Source organism: Ectopseudomonas oleovorans, from assembly GCF_003052605.1.
GTDB classification, from domain to species: domain Bacteria; phylum Pseudomonadota; class Gammaproteobacteria; order Pseudomonadales; family Pseudomonadaceae; genus Aquipseudomonas; species Aquipseudomonas oleovorans_A.
Window position 1 is genome coordinate 12755 of sequence record NZ_QASO01000070.1, and the last position, 23576, is coordinate 36330.

21 protein-coding genes and 2 pseudogenes are annotated in these 23576 nt (G+C 61.8%); 12 read left to right on the forward strand and 11 right to left on the reverse strand.

Annotated elements, in window-relative coordinates:
* Positions 1 to 273 precede the first annotated feature (273 nt).
* Positions 274 to 3174 carry an SNF2-related protein gene (locus DBO86_RS12060; RefSeq protein WP_108233769.1) on the reverse strand — a complete coding sequence of 967 codons (2901 nt, stop codon included), beginning with the start codon at positions 3172 to 3174 and terminating at the stop codon, positions 274 to 276.
* Between the two features lie 129 nt (positions 3175 to 3303).
* Between DBO86_RS12060 and DBO86_RS12065 the strand changes: the two genes are divergently transcribed.
* Positions 3304 to 3768 carry a DUF3859 domain-containing protein gene (locus DBO86_RS12065; RefSeq protein WP_003460556.1) on the forward strand — a complete coding sequence of 155 codons (465 nt, stop codon included), beginning with the start codon at positions 3304 to 3306 and terminating at the stop codon, positions 3766 to 3768.
* On the opposite strand, the gene DBO86_RS12070 is transcribed toward DBO86_RS12065, so the two are convergent.
* The 5 genes from DBO86_RS12070 to DBO86_RS12090 all read right to left on the reverse strand — a co-directional run bounded on the left by DBO86_RS12070 (position 3769) and on the right by DBO86_RS12090 (position 7567).
* Positions 3769 to 4155 (reverse strand): diacylglycerol kinase, encoded by a 387-nt coding sequence (locus tag DBO86_RS12070; protein ID WP_084340392.1) that lies wholly within the window; start codon positions 4153 to 4155, stop codon positions 3769 to 3771. It abuts the gene before it with no gap.
* On the reverse strand, positions 4152 to 4853 hold the full coding sequence (locus tag DBO86_RS12075) for a lipopolysaccharide kinase InaA family protein (protein WP_108233770.1): 702 nt from the start codon (positions 4851 to 4853) through the stop codon (positions 4152 to 4154). Before DBO86_RS12075 ends, DBO86_RS12070 begins: the two co-directional genes overlap by 4 nt.
* Position 4854: 1 nt before the next feature.
* Positions 4855 to 5544 carry a class I SAM-dependent methyltransferase gene (locus tag DBO86_RS12080; protein ID WP_084340390.1) on the reverse strand — a complete coding sequence of 230 codons (690 nt, stop codon included), beginning with the start codon at positions 5542 to 5544 and terminating at the stop codon, positions 4855 to 4857.
* Positions 5545 to 5625: 81 nt separating this feature from the next.
* Positions 5626 to 6894 (reverse strand): sensor histidine kinase, encoded by a 1269-nt coding sequence (locus DBO86_RS12085; protein WP_108233771.1) that lies wholly within the window; start codon positions 6892 to 6894, stop codon positions 5626 to 5628.
* The gene (locus DBO86_RS12090; protein ID WP_075747322.1) at positions 6884 to 7567 is read right to left on the reverse strand and encodes a response regulator transcription factor; all 684 of its coding nucleotides are present in this window, start codon (positions 7565 to 7567) and stop codon (positions 6884 to 6886) included. The genes DBO86_RS12085 and DBO86_RS12090 overlap by 11 nt, the downstream gene beginning before the upstream one ends.
* A 103-nt stretch (positions 7568 to 7670) precedes the next feature.
* Between DBO86_RS12090 and DBO86_RS12095 the strand changes: the two genes are divergently transcribed.
* The 3 genes from DBO86_RS12095 to DBO86_RS12105 are packed head-to-tail and all read left to right on the forward strand — an operon-like array spanning position 7671 to position 11032.
* Positions 7671 to 9629, forward strand: coding sequence for an LTA synthase family protein (locus DBO86_RS12095; protein WP_108233772.1), 1959 nt, complete (start codon positions 7671 to 7673; stop codon positions 9627 to 9629).
* Positions 9630 to 9638: 9 nt separating this feature from the next.
* Entirely contained in the window at positions 9639 to 10364 is a 726-nt protein-coding gene (locus DBO86_RS12100; RefSeq protein ID WP_108233773.1) for a phosphatase PAP2 family protein, read from the forward strand.
* Positions 10361 to 11032 carry a phosphatase domain-containing protein gene (locus DBO86_RS12105; protein ID WP_108233774.1) on the forward strand — a complete coding sequence of 224 codons (672 nt, stop codon included), beginning with the start codon at positions 10361 to 10363 and terminating at the stop codon, positions 11030 to 11032. Before DBO86_RS12100 ends, DBO86_RS12105 begins: the two co-directional genes overlap by 4 nt.
* Before the next feature lie 229 nt (positions 11033 to 11261).
* Here the strand turns inward: DBO86_RS12105 and DBO86_RS12110 are convergent, their stop codons facing one another.
* On the reverse strand, positions 11262 to 12185 hold the full coding sequence (locus DBO86_RS12110) for a c-type cytochrome (protein ID WP_017244049.1): 924 nt from the start codon (positions 12183 to 12185) through the stop codon (positions 11262 to 11264).
* Positions 12182 to 12832: a c-type cytochrome gene (locus DBO86_RS12115; RefSeq protein ID WP_013983464.1), complete on the reverse strand. Its 651-nt coding sequence runs from the start codon at positions 12830 to 12832 to the stop codon at positions 12182 to 12184. Before DBO86_RS12115 ends, DBO86_RS12110 begins: the two co-directional genes overlap by 4 nt.
* 225 nt (positions 12833 to 13057) lie before the next feature.
* Between DBO86_RS12115 and DBO86_RS12120 the strand changes: the two genes are divergently transcribed.
* Together DBO86_RS12120 and DBO86_RS12125 are read left to right on the forward strand one after the other, a co-directional pair.
* Complete coding sequence (locus tag DBO86_RS12120) at positions 13058 to 13408, forward strand: hypothetical protein (RefSeq protein WP_003240801.1); 351 nt, start codon at positions 13058 to 13060, stop codon at positions 13406 to 13408.
* 135 nt (positions 13409 to 13543) lie between these two features.
* Positions 13544 to 15169 (forward strand): methyl-accepting chemotaxis protein, encoded by a 1626-nt coding sequence (locus tag DBO86_RS12125; protein WP_108233775.1) that lies wholly within the window; start codon positions 13544 to 13546, stop codon positions 15167 to 15169.
* 93 nt (positions 15170 to 15262) lie between these two features.
* On the opposite strand, the gene fabB is transcribed toward DBO86_RS12125, so the two are convergent.
* From fabB to DBO86_RS27270, 3 genes and pseudogenes are all read right to left on the reverse strand, one after another.
* Positions 15263 to 16483 (reverse strand): beta-ketoacyl-ACP synthase I, encoded by a 1221-nt coding sequence (gene fabB, locus DBO86_RS12130; RefSeq protein WP_074857232.1) that lies wholly within the window; start codon positions 16481 to 16483, stop codon positions 15263 to 15265.
* An 11-nt stretch (positions 16484 to 16494) separates the two neighbouring features.
* Positions 16495 to 17010: a 3-hydroxyacyl-[acyl-carrier-protein] dehydratase FabA gene (gene fabA, locus DBO86_RS12135; protein ID WP_108233776.1), complete on the reverse strand. Its 516-nt coding sequence runs from the start codon at positions 17008 to 17010 to the stop codon at positions 16495 to 16497.
* Positions 17011 to 17128: 118 nt separating this feature from the next.
* Positions 17129 to 17754: pseudogene (locus tag DBO86_RS27270) on the reverse strand (response regulator); the annotation flags it as partial.
* Positions 17755 to 18465: 711 nt separating this feature from the next.
* Between DBO86_RS27270 and DBO86_RS12145 the strand changes: the two are divergent.
* From DBO86_RS12145 to DBO86_RS12170, 6 genes and pseudogenes are all read left to right on the forward strand, one after another.
* The gene (locus DBO86_RS12145; protein ID WP_074857229.1) at positions 18466 to 19488 is read left to right on the forward strand and encodes an NAD(P)H-dependent glycerol-3-phosphate dehydrogenase; all 1023 of its coding nucleotides are present in this window, start codon (positions 18466 to 18468) and stop codon (positions 19486 to 19488) included.
* Positions 19489 to 19517: 29 nt separating this feature from the next.
* Entirely contained in the window at positions 19518 to 19865 is a 348-nt protein-coding gene (locus DBO86_RS12150) for a DUF4389 domain-containing protein (protein ID WP_108233777.1), read from the forward strand.
* Positions 19862 to 20320, forward strand: coding sequence for a phosphohistidine phosphatase SixA (gene sixA, locus DBO86_RS12155; RefSeq protein WP_003460536.1), 459 nt, complete (start codon positions 19862 to 19864; stop codon positions 20318 to 20320). The genes DBO86_RS12150 and sixA overlap by 4 nt, the downstream gene beginning before the upstream one ends.
* Before the next feature lie 181 nt (positions 20321 to 20501).
* Positions 20502 to 22169 carry an AMP-binding protein gene (locus tag DBO86_RS12160; RefSeq protein WP_108233778.1) on the forward strand — a complete coding sequence of 556 codons (1668 nt, stop codon included), beginning with the start codon at positions 20502 to 20504 and terminating at the stop codon, positions 22167 to 22169.
* A 54-nt stretch (positions 22170 to 22223) separates the two neighbouring features.
* Complete coding sequence (locus tag DBO86_RS12165; protein ID WP_108233779.1) at positions 22224 to 22667, forward strand: hotdog fold thioesterase; 444 nt, start codon at positions 22224 to 22226, stop codon at positions 22665 to 22667.
* Positions 22668 to 22725: 58 nt separating this feature from the next.
* A pseudogene (locus tag DBO86_RS12170) lies at positions 22726 to 23529 on the forward strand (helix-turn-helix domain-containing protein).
* Positions 23530 to 23576: the final 47 nt, after the last annotated feature.

Genomic DNA, 23576 nt, shown 5'->3' on the forward strand with positions numbered 1-23576 from the left:
GGCTCGTGCGCGAGTCCGATCAAAATGCTCATTTACAGCTCGTAAACTCCGCTTTTTCGCCTGCTTTTGCCTTGCACTGGTTGCCTCGCTTACGTTTTTCAACGGCCTGCTAGTGGCAAGGGCGCTCTGGTGAGCGCCCTTTCGTGGTTGCAGTGTAAACATGTATGCGCGACGTGTCGCTATTATTAGATTTCGGCGACACGTTTTGCGTTCATGTCGTTGGTAGCGACATGTGTGCTCTTCGTGTTCTCGAAATGCTCTTTCGGCGACGTGTCAAATCACGGCCCAGCGCACGGTGAAGAGTGTTTGGGTACGGCTGGCGCGATGCAGGCGTTTCTCCAGGGCTTCTATGAGCGCATCGCGGCGAGCCTCGATTTCGTCCTCCACGGAGAAGATTTCCTGTCGTTGACGCCGCTGTTCTCCCTCTACCTTGCGAATGTCATCCTGCAGACGGCGGGCCTCGTCCATGCTTTGGGAAACTCGCGCTTGACGTTTCAGTCCTTTGAGCTTGAGCTTGGTGTCTTGTAGGGCTTGCTCGGCAGCGAGAATGCGGTCTTCGGCCCAGGCATCGAGCTTGTCGCGTTCTTGCTGGAAGAACTTGTCATTGTGTTCCAGTGCTTGGCTCAATGCGGCATCGATCTGGCGACGGGCATTGCCATGCAGATCATCAGGCGGGCTGATCTGCGTTGGCTCTACATTTGCGCAAAGCTGGAAGAGCTTCTCGCAGGTTTCTTGATCGAGTAGCTCGCCGCTATCGGTCATGGCGGTGAAAACCAAGTGCTCTTCGCGCTGAAAACTATCGAGTTCCAGCAGGTTGAGCTGAAGCCAGCCCTGTTTACCCAGCAGTTGCTCGATCACGCTGATACGTGGGTTACGGGCTTCAAGCCATTGCGCATAACTGAAGTGCAGCGTTGCGCTGGGCGCCTGAGCGCTGCGGCCTTGATCGAGAACGTATTCACCAAGGGGGTGTGTAAGCCGGTAGATGCGGGTGTTTTCAGGCTGGATCTGCTTGGCCTGTTCGCCTTTGCGGATGAGCTGATAATGCCCTGTGACCACCTGTGGGAGAGGTGGCAGCTGGAGATCGAAAGCCAGGTTCTGGCTGTCGAATTTAGCGTGCTCAGCCAGGATGTACTGAGTCAGCTTCCAGAACAGGCGGGTTATACGGTCTAGCTGGCTTTCGGCGCGCTCTTTGTGGGTCTTGAGCAGGCTGTGAATGTCCGCATCGAAGTTTTCCAGCAGGAGCTTTTCGGTTTCCAGCATTCTTGCCTGGATGTCGGCGTCCAGTTCGGCGCGTAAGCGGGTGAACGCTGCGTCGATCTCTTGTGGGGTGCGGCAGCAGTCGTAGATCTCGGCAATGCGCTTCTCGAAGTCAATGCCGGCTTCGATCCTGCCGAGCACCTGGTCGGACGCACCAAAAACGCCCTCGAACAAATGGAACTTGTCCTGGAGGAGTTCCAGGACTCGTCGATCTGCGGCATTGCGCTGGTTGAGGAAGTTGATGACGACCACGTCAAACCGTTGGCCATAGCGGTGGCAACGCCCAATGCGCTGTTCTACCCGTTGCGGGTTCCACGGCAGGTCATAGTTCACGACCAAAGAGCAGAACTGCAGGTTTACACCTTCGGCGGCAGCCTCGGTCGCAATCAGAATTTCGGCCGTATCACGGAAGTGATCGATAAGCGCTGTGCGGCGATCGATAGCTGGCGAGCCGGTTACACGGTCACTACCCTGGTAGCGAGCCAGCCAGCGTTGATAGATGCCGGTAGCGGCCTCACCCTGGTTGCCACCACTGAAGGTGACGACTTTGCCAAGGTGGCCGTGGGCTTCTAGAAAACGGGCCAGGTACTCTTGAGTCCGGCGTGACTCGGTGAAAATGACGGCCTTGCGTTGGGCGCCCATGCCGGACATGCGTGCAAAGCCTTGCTCCAGCGCATTGAGCAAGGCGAATGATTTCTGGTCTTCGCGAATGCTGTGGGCAATCTCGATGTAGGTATCGAGCTCGGTGATTTCCTTGCTCAGCAGCTCGAAGTCGATCTTGCTTGCAGAGTCTTGGGCTTCGTAGCTAGCTGCCGCTTCTGCGGCTTCCAGGAGGTCTTCTTCGAGTTCGTTCTCTTCGATCAGATGCTCGAACCATTGCTCATCAATGCTCTGGCGATCCAGTAGCTTCTGTAGACGCGCTTTGATGGCTTGCAGGGTAGCCAGAACGGCTTCTGTCGAAGAGGCCAGGAGCTTGCGCAGGATGAGTGCGACGAGATGCTTTTGCCGCTGTGGAAAGCCGTAGCTGAAGTCGCGATGCAAGTAGGCGGAAATGAGATCGTAGAGGCGCTGTTCATCATCGCTGGGGGTGAACGGCGTAGTCAGTGCGTGACGCTGCGTATAGGGCACGTACTCAAGGACGTCTTTACGCAGTGTGCGCTTGATGAAGGCATGCAGGCGGCGACGTAGCGCAGCCAGGTCCGCGTCGATGTTGCTGTGCTGGGCACGGAAGCTGCGCTCATCGCCGAAGATGTCTTCGTCTATCAAGGAGCTGAGACCATACAGCTCCATCAATGAGTTCTGCAGAGGGGTGGCGGTCAGCAGAAGCTTGCGCCGTCCAGCCAATGAACGCTTGAGCGACTGGCCGGTTTCATTGCTTTTGCGATGGGCGTTGCGCAGTTTGTGGGCTTCATCGATGGCGACCAAATCCCAGGGAATGTTGCCAAGCTGCTCCTCCATCCGGGCTGCAAAGTTCAGCGACATGATGCTGATGACGTCGCGATCCAATGGGTCGTAGATGCCTTGCTCGCGGAGCAATTTCCAGGTCCGTGCGTCCAGCACCTGGGTCGGTAGGTTGAATTTGTCGGAGAGCTCCTGTGCCCACTGTTTGCGCAGCGCTGCCGGGCAGATGACGAGCAAACGACGGCGGCGTTCTGCCCACATCTGGCACAGGACGAGCGCGGCTTCGATGGTTTTGCCGAGGCCTACCTCATCCGCCAGCATCACCCCTTTGCTGAGTGGGTTGTGCAAGGCGAAAAGGGCTGCGTCTATCTGGTGTGGATTGAGATCGACACTGGCATCGAATAACGATTGGGAGAGCCGATCCTCTTCGCTGGCAGCGCGACGGCGCGTGAGCTCCCAGGCGAAATATTTGGCGTGATGCGGGGTAAGGCTGCTTGGGGGCGTGAGCGACGGCATCAGGTTCCCTCGGTAATGTCCTTTAAACCGTGCGGTGCAGTCTTACAAGCAAGGGCGGTAAGGGCAATATGTCATCAACCTGTCATTCACACGTCATAGGCTCGCGCTCATCTCAACGAGGAGCGCACCATGCATTACACCCGAGTGGCCGTGATGGCCGGTCTATTCGCCTGGGCAGGTCTGAGCCAGGCTGACGTCCGTGTCGAAGGGCTGGTGGAATACGGCATCTTCAGCAGCCAGTATCAGGACTACCAGCCCGGCGAGCGGGTACTGACCCGCAGCAACCAGGAAATCGAGCGTACCGAGCAGATTCCCGCCAAGCTAGGCACCAAGTTCGGCATGCGTTACAGCCTGGCCGGCAAGCGTGAGGGCGAACCACCCCTGACGTTGTTGTACCTCACGCCAGGCGTTGTCACGCCGGATGGTCAGCGTCATGACAAGTTCGAAGTGCAGCAGAAGCTGGTGGTCGGTGCACCGCAGGACGTGATGGCCTTCGAATTCACCGAGCATCATGAAGTGGTGCCCGGCGAATGGCATTTCATCGTCTATCAGGGGGATCGCAAGCTGGCCGAACAGCGCTTCATGGTGCGTTGATCAGAGCAGGATGATCGCCCAGGTCAGGGCGATCATCAGCAGCGCGACCATCTGCGCCGCGCTGCCCATGTCCTTGGCCTGCTTGGACAGTGGGTGCAGGTTCAGCGAGATGCGGTCGACCACCGCCTCGATGGCGGAATTGAGCAGTTCCACCACCAGCGCCAATAGCGGCACCAGCATCAGCAACGCGCGCTCGGCGCGGCCGACATCGACCAGGCAGGCCAGCGGCAACAGCACCAGGTTCAACCACACCAACTGACGGAACGCGGCTTCACCCCGGTAGGCCGCGCGCAGCCCGGCTAGCGAGTAGCCGGTGGCGTCGAGGATGCGCGCCAGGCCTCGGCGGCCCTTGAAGGACAGGGCGTCCAGATCGGGGCTGTCGTTCATGATTGCCCACCCCATAGATCGTTCAGCGCACGCTGGTAAGCCTGGCGTAGGTAGAGCATGTCAGCCTCGGGCATGCCGCCACCGTGGCGTTGCAGCTGGCCGAGATCACGCCGCGAAGCGCTGGCGATACGCCAATGCCGGCGGCTTTTCTCCAGATCCAGCAGGGCGATGTCCACATCACCGTCGCTGCGAGCTTTGACGAACAGATGCTTGGCGTAGCAGCAGCCATGCTGCCATCCACCCAGGTGCAGACGCGCCAGGGTGACGGCCAGGCGTTGCAGCATGGCCTGGTGGAGCTTCGCTGCATGCGCCTCTTCGTACCACTGTTCCAGGCTGACGAAGTCCTGCAGCGCTTCGGTGACCAACAGCGCCTGCCACTGCCCGCTCTGCTTGCGCGCCGAGCAGTAGACGATCTTCGGCGTGCGGATGCCGAGGCGGGCGAGGGCGCGGTAGGCCTGCAGCTCGCGCAGGATGGTTGGCCGCCCCAACGGGTGGCGCAGCGAGCGGTAGAGATGCCCGCTCTGGCGCTTGCAGAACAGCAGGGGCCGGCTTGTGTCACAGTGTTGCAGCAGGCGCACGCCACTTTCGCCGCCGCGTCGCTGATTGGCCGGCTCGACCCATTCCCCGGGGCTGTACCACCAGCGATCGAATTCGGTCGAGGGCAGGGCGGCCATTGCCTGTTCGCTGAGGACGCCCATCTCAGGCCACCTTGCGCAGGACGTAGGTGCGCCACATGGCGTAGCCGGGCAGGAAGTCCAGGTGGCCGAGAATGGCGAAGCCGGCCTGACGAAATTCCTCTTCCACCGTGCTGCGAGCGACGACGAAGCGGTTCTGGTTTTCCGCGGCGCGGCCCTGAGCCGTTCTACGGGCCTCCAGACGGCGGCGTTTCCAGGCTTTGTAGTTGCCGTCGACCCATAGCGAGACGATCACCGTATCGCGGCTGACGCGATGAAACTCGCGAAGGATGGCCAGGCGGTGTTCGGCCGATTCGATGTGATGCAGCAGGCGGATGCAGAAGACGCAGTCCACCGCATTGGCGCCCAGGTCGATATCGAAGGCCGAGGTGCGGAAGCTGTTGATCCGCGCCACCACTTCAGGCGTTTGCGCAGCGCGGGCGGTGGCGATCATGTCGGCCGAGTTGTCGGCGGCGAAGATCACCCGGTTCGGCTGCTCGCAGAGCATCGGCCAAAAGCGCCCGGCGCCGCAGGGCAGGTCGAGTACCAGATTCGGCTTATCGGCCATCTGCAATGCACGGCGCGCCACCTGTACGTCGCGCCAGTGCGACAGGCGTCGGGCCAGGCCATCCTGATGCTTGTGCAGGTATTGCTGCGAATGCTCGAAATCGTACTTGCGGGAAAAGTCCAGTTCGATGGGGCTAGGCTTGGGCATGACGAACGTCCTTTGATGGATACGTTCGTCAGCCTAAAGAGCAGGGCATCAAGGCCGCGTCAAAAGGGTGTGAAAATTTCGTCAAGCGCCATTGTTCAGGGTGACCCGGAAGCGGGTATGACCTGGCTCGCTCTGCAAACTGACGCTCCAGCCCTGTTTGGCGCAAATGCGTTTGACCAGCGATAGCCCCAGCCCGAGCCCCTCGCCACGTGCCTGCGAGCCGCGCACGAAGTGCTGGAAAATCTGCTCGTGCTGCTCGGCAGGAATGCCGGCGCCGCTGTCCTCGATACGAAACGCGCCCGCTTCGAGGATCAGGCGCACACTGCCGCTCTCGGTGTAGTGCAGGGCATTGCGTAGCAGGTTGGCCATCACCGTACCGAGGAACGTGGCGTTGTAGCGGCCGTCGTCCTGGCCTTCCTCGATCAACTGGAAGTCCAGGCCTTTCTCTTTCATCAGCGCGCCCCAGCGACTGGCTTGCTCATCGGCGACGGCAGCCAAGGTACGGTCGCCGACGAACGCGGCTTCGTTGCTCTTGTCGCGCGCCAGCTGCAGGAATGTCTGCACCAGTTCGCGCATTTCCTCACTGGCGCGGGCGATGCGCGCCACCTGTTCCTTCTCGCGCGAGCCCAGGGGCGCCTCGGCAAGCAGCTCGCAGGAAGTGGCGATGACCATCAGCGGTGTACGCAGTTCGTGGCTGACATCGCTGGTGAACAGACGCTCGCGCTCCAGGGACTGACGCACCTGGCCCAGCGTGCTGTCGAAGGCAGCGGCCAACTGGCCGATTTCGTCGTCGGGGTAATCCGGTGCCAATGGTGGCGCCAGCGGATGCAGCTGGTCGCGATGACGCACCTGCTGCGCCAGCCGGCTGATCGGCGCCATGACCTTGCGCGCCATCATCAAGCCCAGGCCCCAGGCGGCGATCACCGTCAGCAGAAAGCCCGCCAGCACCACATTGAACAGCGCATTCTCGCGGGCTTCGAATTCCTGTTGCTCCTGCACCAGCATGTAGGTCTCGCCGTTGATCTTCTGTACGTAGACGTAAAACGCCTCGTTGCCGCTGACGACCTCGTTGAACCCTTCCCGCAGGCCGTCATATTCGGGCGGGATGGCATAGTCGGGATTATTCGACGAGAAGAAGCGGGTGCTGGAGTCCAGGCGCGGTGGGCGCCCCTGGCGGATGTCCTCGTTCAGTGTTTCACCCAGCTCGCGACTCATCTCCTGGGAAACCAGATGCTCCTCGATGAAATGCACCACACCGACGATGCTCAACGAGAACAGGCCGCTGACCATCACCGTCATCAGCACGAAGGCGATCAGAATCCGCCGTTCGAACTGCTGCTTAGACGGCATCGGGGTTCTCCGCCAGGCGATAGCCGACGCCGTGGATGGTGTGCAGCAGTGGTGTGGGAAAGGGCTTGTCGAGTACCTGGCGTAGTTGATGGACATGGCTGCGCAGGCTGTCACTGTCCGGGCAATCGTCGCCCCACAGGGCTTCTTCCAGCGCTTCACGGCGTACCACCGCTGGGCTGCGTTGCATGAGGATGGCCAGCAGCTTGAGGCCCAACGGGTTGAGCTTGAGCAGTTGGCCGGCGCGACTGACCTGCAGGGTATCGAGGTCGTAGCTGAGATCGGCGACCTGCAGCTGGCGTTTGCGGCTGCCGCGGCTACGGCGCAGGATCGCTTCGATGCGCGCCACCAGCTCGGACAGGGCGAAAGGCTTGATCAGATAGTCATCGGCGCCGGCATTGAGCCCCTTCAGGCGATCATCCAGCGCATCGCGCGCGGTCAGCATGAGGATGGGGACTTCGCTGCGACCATCCTCGCGCAGGCGCTTGCACACCTGATAACCGTCGATGCCCGGCAGCATGATGTCCAGCACGATCAGGTCGTAGTGGCCGCTGCTGGCCAGGTGCAGGCCGCTCAGGCCGTCCTGCGCGCAGTCGACAGAAAAGCCCTTGAGCTGCAAATAGTCGAGCACGTTGGCGAGGATGTCTCGGTTGTCTTCGATGACCAGAATGCGCATCGCGGGTTATTCCTGGGTTTGACGATTTTTTCACACGGCTTTGACGAGAGGCTCACAGCTCGCCTCGCAGACTGCGGCTCGTTCATCCTACAAGGATCATACGATGCCACGTCTCCATTACGCGCAACTTCGTTATCTGTCGATCATTCTGCTGGCTTGGCTGGCGGTTTTCTTCCTCACTCGTAGCGTGCTGCTGATTGCGCATCTGGGCGATGCCGGTGTCACCCTGCCGAACCTGCTTGGCCTGTATGGCGTCGGTCTGATCTATGACCTGAGCTTCCTGGTCTACGCCGCCGCGCCGCTGGCGCTTTACCTGCTGCTGTGTCCTGCCTGGTTGTGGCAGCGCCGTTGGCACCAGCGTCTGTTGATCGCCCTGGCGGCCTTCAGCCTGTTCGCGATGTTCTTCACCGCGGTGGCCGAATGGCTGTTCTGGGACGAGTTCGGCGTGCGCTTCAACTTCATTGCCGTGGACTACCTCGTGTACTCCAAAGAGGTCGTCGACAACATTCTCGAGTCCTACCCGATCTATCCGCTGCTGGCGCTGTTGGCAGTCTTGGCCATCGGCTTGACCGTAGCGCTGCGCCGGCCGCTGCGCGCGGCGTTGCAGGCGCCACGTTTGCCACGGCTGCGTGCGGTCTATGCACTGGTGATGCTGGCATTGTTGGTCTGGCTGTGCAGCGGCCTGGTGGGGCAGGACGCGCCGCGTAGCCTGGGTGGCAATACCTACCAGCGTGAGCTGGCGAGCAATGGCCCGTACCAGTTCTTCGCTGCGTTTCGTAACAACGAGCTGGACTATCAGCAGTTCTACGCCACCTTGCCCGATGCTGCGGTGGCCGAGCAGTTGCGCGCCGAAGTGGCCGAGCCCAATGCGCGCTTCATCGGCAGTGACCCGCAGGACATTCGCCGGGTGATCGACAACCCCGGCCAGGCGCGCAAGCTCAACGTGGTGCTGGTCACCATCGAGAGCTTGAGTGCCAAGTATCTGGGCAGTTTTGGCGATACCCGTGGGTTGACCCCGAACCTGGACGAGCTGCGCAAGCACAGCCTGGTGTTCACCAATTTCTATGCCACGGGTACGCGCACCGACCGCGGTCTGGAGGCGCTGACCCTGTCGGTACCGCCGACCCCGGGGCGCTCCATCGTCAAGCGCATCGGCCGCGAGTCCGGCTATGCCAGCCTGGGCCAGCAGTTGGGCGCGCAGGGCTACGACAGCGTCTTCGTCTATGGCGGGCGCGGATACTTCGACAACATGAACGCCTTCTTCGGCGGCAATGGTTATCGCATCGTCGATCAGAGCAGCGTCGATGAGTCCGAGATGAGCTTCCAGAATGCCTGGGGCATGGCCGACGAGGATCTCTACCATCAGGCGCTGAAGGTGGCCGATAGCGACCATGCGGCCGGCAAGCCGTTCTTCCTGCAACTGATGACAACCTCCAATCACCGGCCTTACACCTACCCGGACGGGCGTATCGACATCGCCTCCGGCGAGGGGCGTGAGGGAGCAGTGAAATACACCGACTACGCCATCGGCCAGTTCCTGGCGCAGGCGCGCAGCAAGCCCTGGTTCGACAACACGCTGTTTGTCTTCGTCGCCGACCACACCGCAGGCAGCGCCGGGCGTGAGGATCTGCCGGTGGCCAACTACCAGATCCCGCTGTTCATCTACTCGCCCAGGTATGTCAAACCGGCGCAGTACACCGATGTGGCCAGTCAGATCGACGTAGCACCGACACTGCTTGGTCTGCTCAACCTGGATTACGTCTCCACTTTCTTCGGTCGCAACCTGCTGCGCGCCGACCACGCGCCCGGGCGGGCACTACTCGGCAACTACCAGCATCTGGGCCTGTTCGATGGGCAGAACCTGGCGATTCTCAGCCCGCGCCAGGGCATGCGTCGCCACGACGATGCTCTGGGCCTGAGTCATGAGTGGCGGGTGGATGATGCCGATCCGCTGTTGCGGCGCGACATCGCCTACTACCAGGGCGCCAGTCATGCCTTCGGCAAGCGGCTGATCGCCTGGCAACCAGACGCTCAATCGAGCCAGCAGCTCAGCCAGCGCTAAGGAATGAAGATGCCGTCTCGTTTTTTCGATTTTCGCCTGGCGCTGGGTATTGCGCTGCTGCTGATGGCGCTGTTGCTGGTAGTCGATCCCAGCCCTGTGGACTTCGCCCTGGCCCGTCTGTTCTACGAACCTGGCCAGGGCTTCATCGGTCGTAGCAGTTTCTGGCTCGAAGACATCCTGCATGACCGTGCCAAGCAGGCGCTGATCATGCTCGGTGTGCTGGCCATCGCCGGCTTTCTGCTCAGCCTCATGCCGACACGGCTGCGTGCCTGGCGTCGACAGCTCGGTTATCTGGTGCTGGCGCTGGGTCTGTCGACTTCGGTGGTCACGCCACTGAAGACCCTGACCGGTATGCATTGCCCCTGGAGCCTGAGCGAGTTTGGTGGCCAGGAGCAGTTCACACCGCTGCTCGCTGAACGCGCGCCAACGGCCAACCCCGGGCGTTGCTGGCCAGGCGGGCATGCCTCGGCCGGGTTTTCGCTGCTGGCGCTGTTTTTTGTGCTGCGCGACCGCCGCCCACGCGCTGCGCGCATCGCACTGGTCGTCGCGCTGGGGCTCGGCTCACTGTTTTCCCTGGGACGCATGTTGCAGGGCGCGCACTTTCTTTCGCACAACCTGTGGACGCTGCTGATCGACTGGGTGATCTGCGTGCTGACCTATCGCTGGCTGCTTTACCGAGCGCCTGTCGCACAAAACGCAGGGAATCAGGTGGTCTGGGGAGAAACCTGCCGATGAACAGACTCCAACAGGGCTTGCGCCTGGCGTTGGCCACCGTGGTTTTCGTCAGTGCGCTGTTGGCGCTGCCCCTGAGCATGGCGTGGGGCGCGACGACGTCGGCGGCGCCCGTGCAAGGCGTGCGCCCGGCCAGCTGGGCACAGCCACTGGACACCCGCATCAACCTGTATCGCATGACGCCTGATCTGTACCGCAGCGCATTGCCTGCGGCGCGGGACTGGCCGCAACTGCAGGCGCTCGGCATCGCCACGGTGATCAACTTCTATCAGCGCGGCGACGAGCAATGGTTGGGTGATCCGCGCGTTCATCAGGTACACCTGCCGTTGCGCACTGATCGTATCGATGACACCGATGTCATCGAGGTGCTGCGCAGCATCCGCCAGGCGCAGAGTCGCGGCACGGTACTGATTCATTGCAAGCATGGGCAAAACCGTACCGGGCTGATCGCCGCCCTGTACCGGGTGATCTACCAGAACTGGAGCAAGGAGCAGGCGCTGGCGGAAATGCGCGGTGGCGGTTTTGGTGGCCAGGAGCGCATGGACGACGCCGAGCGTTACCTGCGAGGTGTCGATATTCCGGCGTTGCGCTCGGCGTTGGCCAGCGGTGCATGCAGCACCAGCGCATGGGCGCTGTGCGCGTTAGCAGAAATCCTCGTTCACCACCGGTAAACGCTGCTATCTCGTCCGCGTTTCGCCTTGTCCGGCCTTCGCTCGCTACGCTTTCTCGTGATCTGTAATGGCAGCTATTGTGCATGAAAAGCTGAAAGAATCCGTAACATTGCGCAGATTACAATCGCTGTAATTAAGCCATTCGGCGCATAAACCCGTGACTGCACGGTCTGAATATGAAGAGGGCGCCATTTGGCGCCCTCTTCTGTTCACAGCGTAGCCTGCAGCGCTATTTGACGCCCTGCCCGAGCAGCACGCCGTCGACCTGCTGGCCATAGAGGTTGATGCCATCGTTGGCGTGGTACTTCTCCCGCGTCTTCTCCACCGAACCCTCGATCAGGCGCGGATCCTGCGGGCGCTCATGGCTGTTCATGTAGGCCGCGACATGCCAGGCGTCGGCATCACTGAGGGTGCCGCCCTTGCCGAGCGGCATGCTCTCCTTGATGAAGGCCGCTGCGGTATTGATTCGGTGCATGCCGGCACCCCAGTTGAACGAGTCCGCTCCCCACAGCGGCGGAAACACATAACCATCGCCGGCTTTCTGCCCCTGGCCGTTGTCCCCGTGGCAGATCGCGCACTGCTCGGCATAGACTCGCTTGCCCTTGGCGATGTCGAAACCCCCTTCCGGCTGCGGGACTTCCGGATAGGCCCGCCCCGGCAGTTCCTGACCTGTGGGAGCGCCGGTGGACAACCAGTAGGAGTAGGCCGTCAGTGCGTTGATGACGTGGCTGTCGGCCGCTGGCGGCGTGCCGTTCATGCTGAACTGGAAGCAGCCCTGCACCCGCTCGGCATAGCTGTTGACCTTGTCGTTCTTCTTCCGATAGGCCGGATACATCGGATAGGCACCCCACAGCGGCGCGGAGTTGGCCTTGCGGCCCTGATCCAGATGGCAGTTGGTGCAGTTCATGCCGTTGCCGACGTACTCGGCCGCATGCTTCTGCGTATCGACGAAGATGGCTCGCCCCTGCTGAACCAGTTCGCCATAGGCGTTGCTCGGCAGGTCCTTTTCCTGGGGCGGCTGGAAGTAGCGCTCACCGGCACCCTTGGTCGCCTTCTGAGTCAGCTGGGACTGATCGTCCATCTTGATCTCGGCGGCCAGCACCGCGCCACTCACGGACAGCGCCAGCAGCGTAGGAAGCAGATGCGTGTTCATTGACCGGTCTCCTTCTGCCCGAGGTCGGCGAAATACCCGGCTACGGCCTGAACCTCGTCGTCGCTCATCGCCCGAGCGATATGTCCCATCAGATCATTCGGATCGTTCTTGCGCGTGCCCTGGCGCCAGGCGTTGAGCTGAGCGCCGAGATACTGGGCCGACTGTCCGGCCAGTGGCGGGAAGCTCGCGCCGACACCCATGCCTGCGGGGCCATGGCAGGCCACGCATTCGGGAATGTTGCGCTCCCAGGCGCCACGCAGCGCCAGGCGTGCGCCGACGCCTTCGGCCTTCTCTGCTCGGCTGGTGGCAGCGAAGGTCGGAGCCGGCATGGCCTCCAGGGTCGCTGCGACGGCATTCATCTCCTCATCCGTCAGCGCAGCGGCTATCGGCTGCATGATCGGGTTGCTGCGCGCACCGGAACGAAAGTCTTCGAGCTGCTTGCGGCTGTAGCCCGCAGCGATTCCGGCAAGTCTCGGAAAGCCCGCCGCTGCCATTCCCATCGCATCGGCGCCATGGCAGGTCGCGCAGGCCATGGCGGCTGGGTTGGCACCCCCTTGTGCATAGATCGTCTGCCCGTCGGCGGCCTGTGCCTGCATCGTCAGCAACAACGCAGCCACGCCGGCCAGGGGCCAGTGAGTGGAGTTCATGAAAAGCGCCTCATCAGCTGTTGTGGTTATGCTGTCCGCTACCCGGCGTCGTCGCGCGACGCTCTGTTCTGTTGGCGGTATGCAGCAGCTTGTCGCATGAAAACGCTATCACAGCGGCCGGGCTGACCTCTAGAAACAAAATAAGCTTAGAACTCGTTTGCATATAGCTGACGAAGCGGCCTCTGAAGGATCGGCTGCTCGGCGTAATCGAGGGGGTATGAAGTCATGAAGGTCGCGCGTTTGCTGATCTGTGGCCTGTCGTTGCTGGTCTTGCTGGGGTGTCAGAGCCTGCGCGAGCAGATGCTGGCAGAGAACTATCCGCCGACCTTCGTCGACGGCTTCGAGGACGGTTGCAGCAGTGGGCGTTCGGCTGTTGGCCCGCTCGGTCAGTTCGACAAGGACGTGCCACGTTACATGGCCGAGCCGCTGTATGCCCGCGGCTGGGAGGATGGCTTCCGCCAATGCGAAGACGTGCAGCGCATCGATGACTGGCAGGCGCGTCGGGAGGAGCAGTGGCGCGATGACGAATGGCGACACCACGTCGACCAGGCGATGGCCAAGGCTCTGCGTCGTTAGAAATTTCTTTATTTCCTTATCAAGAACGACTGAATCGCGTCGATAAGAAAGAAGGGATTAGCGCAATCTCTGAAGGTCTTTTGCCAAGTGCGGCGAAGGATGTCTCGATTTCTGCGCGCAATGGGAGTGGCAAAAATGTCGCTGCGTAATCTTTCTATCGCACCACGGGCTGCCTTGGGGTTCGGCCTGGTGGCTTTGCTGGTGTTGCTGCTTGGGGCTTTTTCGCTGTTGCAGATGAGCGAGATGCGCAAGCAGTCCGAGGCAGTCGATCAGGATTGGCTGCCAAGTATGATGGCGCTGGGGGAGGTCAGCCAGGACATCCTGCGTCTGCGTGCCGTGACGCTGCGGCTGATGCTCAGTCGTGAGCCTGATGAGCTTCAGAGGAACCTGCGCCTTGCCGATGAACTGCGTACTGAGTTGAGTGCGGCTGACTCTTCGTATCAAAAGCTTATCTCCGGTAGTGAGGAGCGTAGCCTTTACGAGGTTTTTCGCCGAGCCGAAGCGGCCTACTTGCAGGAGCAGTGCAAGATCGTTGCCTTCATTCGCCAAGGTAACTTCGACGATGCCATTGCCGTGACCCGTGGCACGCTTAATCAACATGCCGATGATATGGCGCGTGCTCTAACTGATCTTTCCGAGCTGAACCGCAAGGGCGCTATCGAGGCAGCTCGCAAGGCTGGGCAGGTGTTCGATTCGGCGCGTACCTGGGTAGTGGTGATGATGGCACTGGCGGCGCTGGCTACCGTGGGCCTGGCACTGCTGCTGACCCGTAGCATCGTCGCGCCGCTGACGGAGGCGGTACGTCTTGCCGAGGTAGTGGCGTCGGGTGATCTGACCCAGAGCATCCACGTCGAGGGCCGTGACGAGCCGGCACGGCTGCTAAACGCCCTGAAAAGCATGCAGCAGAGCCTGCGTAACACCATTCAGAGCATCGCCGACTCGTCCAATCAACTGGCATCGGCATCCGAAGAATTGCATGCGGTGACCGAAGATTCGACTCGCGGCCTGCATCAGCAGAACACCGAGATCGAACAGGCTGCTACGGCAGTCAACGAGATGACTGCCGCGGTCGAAGAGGTCGCGCGTAATGCGGTGAGCACCTCGGAAGCGTCGCGCGCCTCTACCGTGACCGCACAGCAGGGGCGCGAGCAGGTGCGCCAGACCGTGAGCTCGATCAGTCAGCTGGCTGATGACGTAAATGGCACCGCGGGTGAGGTTGAGAAGTTGGCCGAGCGGGTCCGTGAGATCAGCAAGGTGCTTGACGTGATCCGCTCCATTGCCGAGCAGACCAACCTGTTGGCGCTCAACGCTGCCATCGAGGCGGCGCGGGCCGGTGATGCGGGACGAGGCTTCGCTGTAGTGGCTGACGAGGTGCGTGCGCTGGCGCATCGCACTCAGCAATCCACGCAGGAGATCGAGCAGATGATCGGTGCCATTCAAAGCGGCACCGATCAGGCTGTCGGTTCGATGCAGAGCAGCAACAATCGCGCCCGCTCCACCCTTGAGGTGGCCCAGGCTGCGGGCGCGGCGCTGGAGTTGATCACTCAGGCGATCTCCTCGATCAACGAGCGCAACCTGGTGATTGCCAGTGCGTCGGAAGAGCAGGCTCAGGTGGCGAGGGAGGTGGATCGCAATTTGGTCAATATTCGCGATCTGTCGCTGCAGAGTTCGGCGGGTGCCAACCAGACCAGTGCGGCTAGCCAGGAGCTGTCGCGCCTGGCGATCGACCTGAACAACCTGGTAGCGCGTTTCAAGGTCTGAGGCACGGCCATTTTCCCTCCTGCCAGCGGCAGGGGAAAGCAGCACGAACGAAAACGGCGCCCGAAGGCGCCGTTTTCTTTACCGCGGCAGCAGTTACTTGCCGGCCCAGCGCTTGAGCACCAGGGTGGCATTGGTGCCACCGAAGCCGAAGCTGTTGCTCATCACGGTATCGAGCTTGGCGTTCTCGACGGTGCTGAGCTGGATCGGCATGTCGGCGACTTCCGGATCGAGTTCGTCGATGTTGGCCGAGGCGGCGATGAAGTTGCCTTCCATCATCAGCATGCAGTAGATCGCTTCCTGCACGCCGGCTGCACCGAGGCTGTGGCCGGACAGGCTCTTGGTCGAGCTGATGGCCGGAGCCTTGTCACCGAACACTTCACGTACACCGCGGATTTCGGCGACGTCGCCGACCGGGGTGGAGGTGCCGTGGGTGTTCAGGTAGTCGATCGGGGTGTCGACGGTGGCCAGCGCCTGCTGCATGCAGCGGATCGCGCCTTCGCCGCTCGGAGCAACCATGTCGTAGCCATCGCTGGTGGCGCCGTAACCGACGATTTCCGCGTAGATCTTGGCGCCGCGGGCCAGAGCGTGCTCCAGCTCCTCGACCACGACCATGCCGCCACCGCCGGCGATGACGAAACCGTCACGCTTGGCGTCGTAGGCGCGCGAGGCTTTTTCCGGGGTCTCGTTGTACTGGGTGGAGAGGGCGCCCATGGCGTCGAACAGGCAGCTCTGGCTCCAATGTTCTTCTTCACCGCCGCCGGCAAAGACCACGTCCTGCTTGCCCAGCTGGATCTGCTCCATGGCCTGGCCGATGCAGTGTGCGCTGGTGGCGCAGGCCGAGGAGATGGAGAAGTTGACGCCCTTGATCTTGAACGGAGTCGCCAGGCACGCTGATACGGTGCTGCCCATGGTGCGGGTTACGCGGTATGGGCCGATGCGCTTGACGCCTTTTTCGCGCAGGGTATCGATGGCTTCCATCTGGTTGACGGTGGAAGCGCCACCGGAACCGGCGATCAGGCCAGTGCGCGGATTGGAAACCTGCTCTTCGCTGAGGCCGGAGTCCTTGATCGCCTGTTCCATCGACAGATAGGCGTAAGCCGCAGCGTCGCCCATGAAGCGGAACAGTTTGCGGTCGATCAGCTCTTCCAGATTCAGGTTGACCGAACCGGAGACATGACTACGCAGGCCCATTTCGGCGTAGGAGGGGTTGAAACGGATGCCTGATTTGCCCACGCGAAGGCTGCCGGCAACGGTTTCTTTGTCATTGCCCAGGCAGGAAACGATGCCCAGACCGGTGATCACTACACGACGCATGTGCAAGTCCTTCAGAAGCTGTCGGTGGAGGTGAACAGGCCGACGCGCAGGCCTTCGGCGCTGTAAATTTCGCGACCGTCGACGGCTACGGTGCCGTCGGCGATGCCGAGGATCAGCGAGCGGCTGATGGTGCGCTTGATGTGAATGTTGTAGGTGACCTTCTTGGCGGTCGGCAGTACCTGACCGAAGAATTTCACTTCGCCGCTACCCAGGGCACGGCCGCGCCCCGGGTTGCCTTGCCAGCCGAGATAGAAGCCGACCAACTGCCACATGGCGTCGAGACCGAGGCAGCCCGGCATGACCGGATCACCCTCGAAGTGGCAGCCGAAGAACCACAGGTCCGGATTGATATCGAGCTCAGCGACGATTTCGCCCTTGCCGTACTTGCCGCCGGTTTCGCTGATGTGAGCGATGCGATCGATCATCAGCATATTTGGGGCGGGCAGTTGCGCGTTCCCCGGGCCGAACAGTTCGCCGCGGCTGCAGGCGAGCAGGTCTTCCCGAGAGTAGGCGTTTTGTTTTGTCATGCGAGCTCCTCAATTGTCCCCATGCTTCTAAGGCTGGGCGAATCGTCCTGGCCGGCGCGCCTGAAATAGGGGGCGTCTGCCGGCAGCCTAGTCATAGACTGTTGCGTTGTGGTGAAAGTCACAGCGCAGTGAGTACAGTTGTACTCTGCTGCTTCCATGTTGTCACAGTTGCCGCAGTTTCCCCTTGTAACGCCGGCTTGTCACGGGCGCCAGTTGACCAAGGTCGCGATGGCAGCCAGCGCTGCAGGATACGTTGCAGGTCGGCACGTTTGAATGGTTTTGCCAGGTAATCGTTCATTCCGGCGGCCAGGCAGGCTTCGCGGTCGCCCTGCAGGGCATTGGCGGTGAGGGCGATGATGGGCAGTTGTTGTCTGCCTCGAGCTGGCGAATTTGCCGCGTTGCCTCGTAACCGTCGATCAGCGGTAGCCTGCAGTCCATGAGGAGGGCGGCGTAATCCTGTGCGCGGCAGTTCTGTACGGCCTGTTGGCCGTCGCCGACCAGGCTGATCTGGTAGCCCAGGCTGCGCAGCATGGCTTCGATCACGGTCTGGTTGACCGGGTTGTCCTCGACCAGCAACACCGACTGACCCTCGCCGCTACCCAGGTTTTGAGTGTCACTGCTTTGTACCGGTTCGTTGTGGGCCAGAAAGGGCAGCGGTATTTCCAGGGTAAACACCGAGCCTGTGTCCAGTTGGCTTTCCGCGCACAGGGTGCCGCCCATGCGCTCGGCCAGGGTACGGGCGAGCAGGAAGGTCAGGAGCAGGGCAAACAATGAGAGAACGCCGGCCTTGAACAGTATCTCCTGCTGGCGCGTATTTAAGGTGTCGTTGGACATGCCCACCACAACCCGGCCCAGGTAGCTGTCGCCGAGTGACTTGCCCAAGGGTGGCAGCGCTTGCGTATGGGCAGGCTGGCCCTGCAGGCGAATCGGTGCCTGGAATACCTCGACTTGCGGCGTGCTATGGCCTTGTTCCTTGGGTCGCTCGACGTACACCAGAATGTTGTCGTCGCGGTCACGCACTTCAGCGAAACGCACGTCGGGGGGGCCAAGGGTGGCACGCAGCAGGCTTTCCAGTGGCCGATATGACCTTGCTCCAGGCGCAGGTCCTGCAGGCGGATGGGTGAGAAAGCCGGTCAGCAGCAGGGACGGGCCGACACTGATCAACTGAGTGCAGGTGTGAATGTTCTAGCCGCGACGCTGGTTCATGGCTCCACCATCCCTGAAAAGCGGCGCTGCTGCCTGACGAGAGGCGCATCGTCCTTGGCAATTATGGTCAATCCCGCATGTTAACCGACCCGACGCGCTTTGCCAGCGTCAGGCGCCTGCACTCTGCGGTAATTCTCGTTTGCCCCGCTCTGCGGATAGTCTGCACTGAACTTTTGCCCTGACCGGGTACTCTCGGCTCCGTATAATGCCCGCAGACCGCCATCACGCATGGCCTCATTCGGAAGACCTATGACACAGCTCCAACCCATTGCCGTACTCGGCGGCGGCAGCTTCGGCACCGCCCTGGCCAACCTGCTGGCGGAGAACGGCCAGCGCGTCCTGCAGTGGATGCGTGATCCCGAGCAGGCCGAGCAGATGCGTCAGAGCGGCGAGAACCCGCGCTATCTGAAGGGCGTCAAGCTGCATTGCGGTATCGAGCCGACCAGTGACCTGAGCGGCGTGCTGCAGCAGGCCGAGCTGGTGCTGGTCGCATTGCCTTCCAACGCCCTGCGCGATGCACTGCAACCGGTGGCGGCGCAGTTGGCGGGCAAGATGCTGATCAGCACCACCAAGGGCATCGAGGCCAAGACCTTCAAGCTGATGAGCCAGATTCTCGAAGAGATCGCCCCCGACGCGCGTATCGGCGTGCTGTCCGGGCCGAATCTGGCCAAGGAAGTGGCCGATCACGCCCTGACTGCCACGGTGATCGCCAGTGAAGATGAACAACTGTGCCTGTGCGTGCAGCAGGCTCTGCATGGCAGAACCTTCCGTGTCTACGCCAGCGCCGATCGTTTCGGCGTCGAGCTCGGCGGCGCGTTGAAGAACGTCTACGCCATCATGTCCGGCATGGCGGCGGCGCTGGGCATGGGGGAGAACACCAAAAGCATGCTGATCACCCGCGCCCTGGCGGAAATGACTCGTTTCGCGGTCAAGCTTGGTGCCAATCCCATGACCTTCCTTGGCCTGGCCGGCGTCGGCGATCTGATCGTCACCTGTTCGTCACCGAAAAGTCGCAATTATCAGGTGGGTTACGCCCTGGGTGAAGGCCTCAGCTTGGAAGACGCGGTGCAGCGCCTTGGCGAAGTCGCCGAAGGGGTCAATACGCTCAAGGTACTCAAGGCCCGTGCCGAAGAACTGGACGTGTACATGCCGCTGGTCGCTGGCCTGCATGCCATTCTCTTCGAGGGGCGTACGCTGGCGCAGGTCATCGAACTGTTGATGCTCGGTGAGCCCAAGACCGACGTCGATTTCATCCCCACTGCCGGCTTCTGAACCAGGCAGCCAATCAAGGAGCGTAAGTCATGAGTGATGAAAAGCAGGAGTTGGAGCGTGAGTCGATTCTGCTGCGCATTATGTGGATGGTGATATTCGTCATCGTCTGGCAACTGGCCGAATTGCTGCTCGGCACCGTGGTGCTGCTGCAACTGGGTTACCGCCTGTTCTACGGTGCGCCCAATGCCAGCCTGCTGGGTTTTGGCGACAGCCTCAGCCAGTATCTGGCGCAGATCGGTCGTTTCGGCACCTTCAATACCGATGAAAAACCCTGGCCGTTCGCCGATTGGCCGACGCCGCGGGCGCCGGAAGGCGAGACCGCGCACAGTATCCCGCCGGCGCCGCATCCGGTGCGTGACGAGGAGCCCAAGCTGTGAGGTTATGGCTGTTGCGCCATGGTGAGGCCGAGCCGCAGGCAGCCACTGATGCTGCCCGCGAGCTGACCGCCCATGGTCGCAAGGAAGTGCAGCAGGCTGCCGCCCAGCTCGCCGGTCGGCCCCTGACCGCCATCGTCGCCAGCCCCTACGTGCGTGCCCAGCAGACGGCCGAGCTGGTACGCAGCGAGCTGGGGTTCAGCGGCAAGATAAACACCGTGACCTGGCTGACGCCGGACAGTGATCCGCGTGATGCCCTGAAGTATCTCGATGAGCGTGAGCGTGCCGAGGTGCTGCTGGTCAGCCATCAACCGCTGATCGGCGCGCTGGGCGGGCTGCTGGTGCACGGGCATCGCCAGGAGCCGCTGCCCATGCGCACCGCCAGCCTGGCTGAGCTGGAAGGCGATATCCCGGCCGCCGGGCTGATGGAGCTGTTGGCGCTTATCCACCCCCGTTGACCTTTCGCCCTGTGTCGCCACTTGTGGCGTCGCAGGTGCCTCATGCCTGACTTATTGCCCGTGGGGGCAAATGTTCCAGGCGAGAAACATTTCTTAACTTGCGCCTCTTTTGTCTGCGTGGAATATTCAACCAAGCAAGTGCTTGGTTGATTCCTACAAAAACAACAAAGGAGGAAGCCCTGTGGCTGATGCAATCCGTTTGCCGCTCGAGCTGTTTTATGAACGTGAAGCAAGGCACCCGAACAAACGCTACATGGTGCAACCTCTAGGGGGCGGCCAGCTGCTGGAGCTGAGTTGGGCCGACGTGGGCGAGCAGGCGCGCTGTGCAGCCAGTTGGTTGCGTAGCCGCGAACTGCCACAGGGCAGCCGCATCGCCATCATCTCCAAGAACTGCGCGCACTGGATCGTTGCCGATCTGGCGATCTGGATGGCAGGCCACGTTTCGGTACCGCTGTACCCCAACCTCACCGCCGACTCCATGGGGCAGGTGCTAGAGCATTCAGAAGCTGCCCTGGCCTTTGTCGGCAAGCTCGATGACTGGGCCTCGATGGCGCCGGGCTTGCCGCAGGGCTTGCCGACCGTCAGCCTGCCGCTGCATCCGCAGGGCAGCTTCGACTACAGCTGGGATGATCTGCAGCGCAGCGCGCCGATTCAGGACGACCCCAAGCCCGCAGCCAACCAGTTGGCCACCATCATCTATACCTCCGGCACCACCGGTACGCCCAAGGGCGTGATGCACAATTTCTCCAATTTCGGTTTCGCCGCCAGCAACGCCATCAAGCTGTTTGGCGTCGGTGAAGATGATCGACTGATCTCCTACCTGCCGCTGTGCCATGTGGCCGAGCGCATGTTTGTCGAGCTGGCGTCCATCTATGCCGGGCAGGCGATCTTCTTTGCCGAGAGCCTGGATACCTTTCTGGAGGATCTCAAGCGCGCGCGGCCGACCGTGATGTTCGGCGTGCCGCGCATCTGGACCAAGTTCCAGATGGGGGTGTACAGCAAGATGCCGGCGCAGAAGCTCGACCGCCTGCTGCGGCTGCCGATCATCGGCCGCTTCATCGGTCGTAAGGTACTGGCCGGCCTCGGTTTGGACGCCATTCGCTATGCGCTGTCCGGCGCCGCGCCGGTGCCCGAGGCGCTGCTCAACTGGTATCGCCGCCTGGGCATGGAGATCCAGGAGGTCTATGGCATGACCGAGAACTGTGGTTATTCCCACGTGTGTCTGCCGGGCAAGTTTAAGCAGGGCTGGATCGGCCAGAACAACCCAGGCGTCGAGGTACGTATCGGCGAGGATGGCGAAGTCCTGGTGCGCAGCGGCGCGACCATGCAGGGTTACTACAAGGACCCGATCAAGACCGCCGAGACGCTGACTGACGATGGCTTCCTGCGCACCGGCGACAAGGGCGAGCAGGACGCCGAAGGCAACCTGCGCCTTACCGGCCGCATCAAGGAAATCTTCAAGACCAGCAAGGGCAAGTATGTCGCGCCTGCGCCGATCGAAAACCGCATTGGCGAGCACTCGCGTATCGAGCAGGTGTGCGTGGTCGGCGACGGCCTGCCGCAGCCCATAGCCCTGTGCGTGCTATCCGATGTAGGGCGTCAGGAAGCGGCCAATGACAGTCGCGATGAGCTGGAGAACAGCCTCAAGGCCTTGCTCGCCGAGGTCAATGGTCGTCTCGATCATCATGAGCGGCTGCAAGGCCAGGTACTGGTCAAGGAGGTCTGGGCAGTGGAGAACGGTTTCCTGACGCCGACCCTGAAAATCAAACGCGCGGTGATCGAAGGCACTTATGGCGAGCGTTTCGCCGAGTGGCAACAGCGCAGCGAAGCCGTGCTCTGGCACGATTGAGCCTGAATGGGCCGGGTTGACCGGCCCTGTGTTCAACGCACAAGGAACGCCTCCATGGGACTGTGGCAACGAACGCCCGATATCGATGCACTCAACGCGACCTTGAAAAACAGCATCGGTGAGGTGCTGGACATCCGTTTCGACGCCTTCGACGACGAATCGCTCAGCGCCAGCATGGTGATCGACTCGCGTACTCACCAGCCCTATGGCCTGCTGCACGGTGGCGCCTCGGTGGTGCTGGCGGAAACCCTAGGCTCCACTGCCAGCTACCTGTGCATCGACAGCAGCCGCTTCTACTGCGTCGGCCTGGAAGTCAACGCCAACCATCTGCGCGGTTTACGCAGCGGGCGTGTGCATGCGGTGGCGCGGCCGGTGCATCTGGGCCGTACCACCCACGTCTGGGACATTCGCCTCAGTGGCGACGACGGCAAGGCCAGCTGTATCTCGCGGCTGACCATGGCCATCGTTCCCCTGGGTGATCAGCCCCCGAAACTTTAAGTTTCTGCCTGCAATTTCATCCAAGATTTGCCCGGTCCGTGGCGCTACAGTAGGCGCCATGGACCAGATCACTCATATCCAAAGCAGCTTGCCCGGCGTGCGCCTGATCGATGCCGAGTACCATCGCTTCGCCTTTCCCCGGCACTTTCACCTGGAATATCACGTCGGCCTGCTGATACAGGGTCAGCATCGCTACGCCTATGGCGGTGAGCACCGGCATGTCGGAGCGGGGGACGTGCTGCTGATGGCGCTGGAAGGGATTCATGACGGTGCCGGCCTGGATGGCCAGAGTTAACGTATTCGGGTGATGGCCTTCGATCCCTCCTGGCTGGATGAAGCCAGTCGTACCCTGAGTGACGGTCGTCAGGGCGCGCCACGCTTGACCACCAGCAGTCTGCGTCACCCGCGGCTGTCACAGCACCTGCAGCGCTTTCATGCGGCGATGCTGGGCGGCTCGAGACTGGCTCAGGAGGAGGCGCTCTGGCAGGCGCTGGCCCACCTGCTGGAGATGGGCTCGACGTTGCGCGTCAGCGAGCCACATCGCGTCTTCGATCAGCAGACCTGGCAGCGGCTGCGCGATTGGCTGGAGAACCGCCTGGGCGATCCGCCCACGCTGGAGGAAATCGCTGCTTTCTGCGCCATGAGCCCGTGGCAGGCGCTGCGGCGTTTCCGCCAGCACACCGGTTTGCCACCGCATCAGTGGCTGACGCAACTGCGCTTGCAGCGGGCGTTGCCGCTGGTGCTGGCGGGTGAGCCTCTGAGCGAGGTCGCCCTGCGCCTGGGCTTCTACGACCAGGCGCATTTCTCGCGGCTGTTCCGCCGCACCTACGGTCTGCCACCGGCGCGCCTGCGTCAGGGCTGATTCAGCGGTTACCAGGCAAGACCGCGAAGCTAGCCTTTTGTAGGAGC

Bases quoted from the DNA above. Each gene is read 5' to 3' on its own strand.
- DBO86_RS12060 (WP_108233769.1), bottom strand. From the start codon at position 3,174: ATGCCGTCGCTCACGCCCCCAAGCAGCCTTACCCCGCATCACGCCAAA.
- DBO86_RS12065 (WP_003460556.1), top strand. From the start codon at position 3,304: ATGCATTACACCCGAGTGGCCGTGATGGCCGGTCTATTCGCCTGGGCA.
- DBO86_RS12070 (WP_084340392.1), bottom strand. From the start codon at position 4,155: ATGAACGACAGCCCCGATCTGGACGCCCTGTCCTTCAAGGGCCGCCGA.
- DBO86_RS12075 (WP_108233770.1), bottom strand. From the start codon at position 4,853: ATGGGCGTCCTCAGCGAACAGGCAATGGCCGCCCTGCCCTCGACCGAA.
- DBO86_RS12080 (WP_084340390.1), bottom strand. From the start codon at position 5,544: ATGCCCAAGCCTAGCCCCATCGAACTGGACTTTTCCCGCAAGTACGAT.
- DBO86_RS12085 (WP_108233771.1), bottom strand. From the start codon at position 6,894: ATGCCGTCTAAGCAGCAGTTCGAACGGCGGATTCTGATCGCCTTCGTG.
- DBO86_RS12090 (WP_075747322.1), bottom strand. From the start codon at position 7,567: ATGCGCATTCTGGTCATCGAAGACAACCGAGACATCCTCGCCAACGTG.
- DBO86_RS12095 (WP_108233772.1), top strand. From the start codon at position 7,671: ATGCCACGTCTCCATTACGCGCAACTTCGTTATCTGTCGATCATTCTG.
- DBO86_RS12100 (WP_108233773.1), top strand. From the start codon at position 9,639: ATGCCGTCTCGTTTTTTCGATTTTCGCCTGGCGCTGGGTATTGCGCTG.
- DBO86_RS12105 (WP_108233774.1), top strand. From the start codon at position 10,361: ATGAACAGACTCCAACAGGGCTTGCGCCTGGCGTTGGCCACCGTGGTT.
- DBO86_RS12110 (WP_017244049.1), bottom strand. From the start codon at position 12,185: ATGAACACGCATCTGCTTCCTACGCTGCTGGCGCTGTCCGTGAGTGGC.
- DBO86_RS12115 (WP_013983464.1), bottom strand. From the start codon at position 12,832: ATGAACTCCACTCACTGGCCCCTGGCCGGCGTGGCTGCGTTGTTGCTG.
- DBO86_RS12120 (WP_003240801.1), top strand. From the start codon at position 13,058: ATGAAGGTCGCGCGTTTGCTGATCTGTGGCCTGTCGTTGCTGGTCTTG.
- DBO86_RS12125 (WP_108233775.1), top strand. From the start codon at position 13,544: ATGTCGCTGCGTAATCTTTCTATCGCACCACGGGCTGCCTTGGGGTTC.
- fabB (WP_074857232.1), bottom strand. From the start codon at position 16,483: ATGCGTCGTGTAGTGATCACCGGTCTGGGCATCGTTTCCTGCCTGGGC.
- fabA (WP_108233776.1), bottom strand. From the start codon at position 17,010: ATGACAAAACAAAACGCCTACTCTCGGGAAGACCTGCTCGCCTGCAGC.
- DBO86_RS12145 (WP_074857229.1), top strand. From the start codon at position 18,466: ATGACACAGCTCCAACCCATTGCCGTACTCGGCGGCGGCAGCTTCGGC.
- DBO86_RS12150 (WP_108233777.1), top strand. From the start codon at position 19,518: ATGAGTGATGAAAAGCAGGAGTTGGAGCGTGAGTCGATTCTGCTGCGC.
- DBO86_RS12165 (WP_108233779.1), top strand. From the start codon at position 22,224: ATGGGACTGTGGCAACGAACGCCCGATATCGATGCACTCAACGCGACC.